Genomic DNA, 3,243 nt, shown 5'->3' on the forward strand with positions numbered 1-3,243 from the left:
CGCCAGGTGTTCGCGCTCGGCGGCAACATCGAGGGAGCCCGGCGGGCCGGCATCAACGTGTCCTGGATCCGGATCAGCGTCTTCACCATCTGCTCGACGACGGCGTCATCGACGGCCTCACCCCCGAGCGCTTCGAGGACGTCTACCGCGCCAAGGCCACCTCGGCGCTCCTGCTCGACGAGCTGACCAGGGACCACGACCTCGCCGTCTTCGCCCTGTTCTCCTCCGCCTCCGCGGCCGTCGGCAACCCCGGCCAGGGCAACTACGCGGCGGCCAACGCCGTCCTCGACGCCCTCGCCGAACGCCGCCGCGCCGACGGACTCGCCGCCACCTCCCTCTCCTGGGGCGCCTGGGCCGGCGGCGGCATGGCCGCCGACGCCCGGGCCGGCGAGGCCGCCCGCCGCACCGGCATCCGGCCGCTCGACCCGGCCGTCGCGGTCGCCGCGCTGCGCCGCGCCGTCCTCGACACCGCGCCGACCACCCTGGTCGCCGACGTCGACCCGGAGCGCTTCGTCCGCGCCTTCACCGCCGTCCGCCCGAGCCGACTGCTCGCCGAACTCCCCGGCTACGCCGACCCGCAGGGCGGCGGCCCCGGTGAGGACAGTGCCAACGGCCGCGAGCTGCGCGCCGAACTGGCCGCGCTCGGCCCGGCCCGCCGCACCGCCGCCCTCCTGGGGCTGGTGCGCGGACGCGCGGCCGAGGTGCTCGGACTGCCCGGCATCGAGGCCGTCGGCCCCGAGAAGGCCTTCCGCGACCTCGGGTTCGACTCGCTCGGCGCGATCGAGCTGCGCAACCGGCTCGGTGCCGCGACCGGTCTCGACCTGTCCCCGACGCTGGTCTTCGACCACCCGAGCCCGACCGAGCTCGCCGCGCACCTGCTCGGCCTGCTGGCCGGGGACGGGGACGCCGTGGAGTCAGGAGACCCCGAGCGCGCCCGCCTGCGGGCGCTCGTCGAGTCAGTCCCGCTGGAGCGCCTGCGGCGCAGCGGGGTCCTGGACGCGCTGCTGAGGCTCGCCGACGGCGTGCCCGCCGAGGACGGCCCGGAAGCCGAGGACGCCCCGGAAGCCGACGCGATCGACGCGATGGACCTGGACGACCTGGTGCAGGCCGCCCTGCGCAACGACCCCGACCACGCCCAGGACTGACGGAGCAGCTCATGACCACGCCGACCACGCCCCACGACAAGGTAGTCGCCGCTCTCCGGTCCTCGATGAAGGAGACCGAACGGCTGCGCAAGCAGAACCGGCAGCTCCTGGCCGCGGCCGCCGAGCCCGTCGCCATCATCGGCATGGGCTGCCGCTACCCCGGCGGCGTCGCCTCGCCCGAGGACCTCTGGGACCTCGTGGCGGGCGGCACCGACGCCACCGGCGGCTACCCGGAGGACCGCGGCTGGGACCTCGGCGCGCTGGAGGACGCCGGTGTCGACGAGCGCGGCACCCGCGTCTCGCGGCGCGGCGGCTTCCTCGCCTCGGTCGCCGGGTTCGACGCCGACTTCTTCGGCATCTCGCCGCGCGAGGCCGTCTCCACCGACCCCCAGCAGCGCCTGCTGCTGGAGACCTCCTGGGAGGCGTTCGAGCGGGCTGGCCTCGACCCGACGGCCCTGCGCGGCAGCCGCACCGGTGTCTTCCTCGGCACCAACGGTCAGGACTACGCGTACCTGCTGGTGCGCTCCCTGGCCGATGCCACCGGCGACATCGGCACCGGTATCGCCGCCTCGGCCCTCTCCGGCCGGCTCTCCTACACCCTCGGGTTGGAGGGTCCGGCGGTGACGGTCGACACCGCCTGCTCGTCCTCGCTGGTCGCCCTGCACTGGGCGGTCCAGGCGCTGCGGGCCGGCGAGTGCACGCTCGCCGTCGCGGGCGGCGTCAACGTGATGGCGACGCCCGGCTCGCTGGTTGAGTTCTCCCGGCAGGGCGGGCTGGCCTCGGACGGGCGCTGCAAAGCGTTCGCCGACGGGGCCGACGGGACGGGCTGGGCCGAGGGCGTCGGCGTGCTGGTGCTGGAGCGGCTCTCGGACGCCCGCCGCAACGGGCACCGCGTCCTCGCGGTCGTCCGGGGCTCGGCGGTGAACCAGGACGGTGCGTCCAACGGCTTCACCGCGCCCAACGGCCCGTCGCAGCAGCGGGTGATCCGTCAGGCGCTCGCCAACGCGGGGCTGTCGGCCGGCGAGGTCGACGCCGTCGAGGGCCACGGGACGGGCACACCGCTCGGCGACCCGATCGAGGCCCAGGCGCTGCTCGCCACCTACGGGCAGGGTCGGGAGGACGGACGGCCGCTGTGGCTGGGTTCCGTCAAGTCCAACTTCGGCCACGCCCAGGCGGCGGCCGGGGTCGCGGGCGTGATCAAGATGGTGCAGGCGATGCGGGCGGGCGTGCTGCCGAAGACGCTGCACGCGGACACGCCGTCCTCGCGCGTGGACTGGTCGGCGGGCGCGGTGCGGCTGCTGACGGAGGCGCGGGAGTGGCCCGAGGCCGGGCACCCGCGTCGGGCCGGGGTCTCGTCGTTCGGGATCAGCGGGACGAACGCGCACGTGATCGTCGAGCAGGCGCCTGCCGTGGATCGGACGGAGTCGCCGGGCAGGGCGCCGGGTGTGGTGCCGTGGGTGGTGTCGGCGAAGTCGGGGGCCGCGTTGACTGCGCAGCTGGAGCGGCTTGCCGGGGTCGGCGGTTCGCCGGTGGACGTGGCCCTCGCGTTGGCGGGGCGGTCGCGGTTCGGGCACCGGGCGGTGCTGGTGGACGGGGTCGAGGTTGCGCGTGGGGTGGCGGGGGAGCGGTCGACGGCGTTCCTGTTCTCGGGGCAGGGGTCGCAGCGGCTGGGGATGGGGCGGGAGTTGTCTGCCCGGTTCCCGGTGTTCGCGGAGGCGTTCGACGCCGTTTGTGCTGCGATGGACGGGCCTTTGCGTGAGGTGGTGTGGGGTTCGGATGCGGAGCTGCTGAACCGGACGGAGTTCGCTCAGGCGGGGTTGTTCGCGGTCGAGGTGGCGTTGTTCCGGTTGCTCGAATCGTTGGGTGTGGAGCCGGAGTTCGTGGCCGGGCACTCGATCGGTGAGGTGGCTGCGGCGTATGTGGCCGGGGTGTTCTCGCTGGAGGACGCGTGCAGGCTGGTGGCGGCGCGGGGTCGTTTGATGCAGGCGCTGGCGGTGGGCGGCGCGATGCTGGCGGTGCAGGCGGCGGAGGAGGAAGTCCTGCCGCTGCTGGGCGAGTTCGTGTCGGTCGCCGCCGTCAACGGCCCGGCGTCCGTGGT

The 3,243-nt window shown here is 74.9% G+C and carries 2 protein-coding genes; both read left to right on the forward strand.

Annotation, left to right across the window (positions count from 1 at the left end; genetic code table 11):
- The first annotated feature begins 107 nt into the window (after window positions 1–107).
- Window positions 108–1,145: a beta-ketoacyl reductase gene (locus tag AB0C76_RS41155; protein ID WP_359975854.1), complete on the forward strand. Its 1,038-nt coding sequence runs from the start codon at window positions 108–110 to the stop codon at window positions 1,143–1,145.
- Between the two features lie 11 nt (window positions 1,146–1,156).
- A partial coding sequence (locus AB0C76_RS41160; RefSeq protein ID WP_359975851.1) for a type I polyketide synthase occupies window positions 1,157–3,243 on the forward strand: 2,087 nt, incomplete at its 3' end.

The sequence above is a fragment of the Kitasatospora sp. NPDC048722 genome, assembly GCF_040650235.1.
Taxonomy (GTDB): Bacteria; Actinomycetota; Actinomycetes; order Streptomycetales; family Streptomycetaceae; genus Kitasatospora.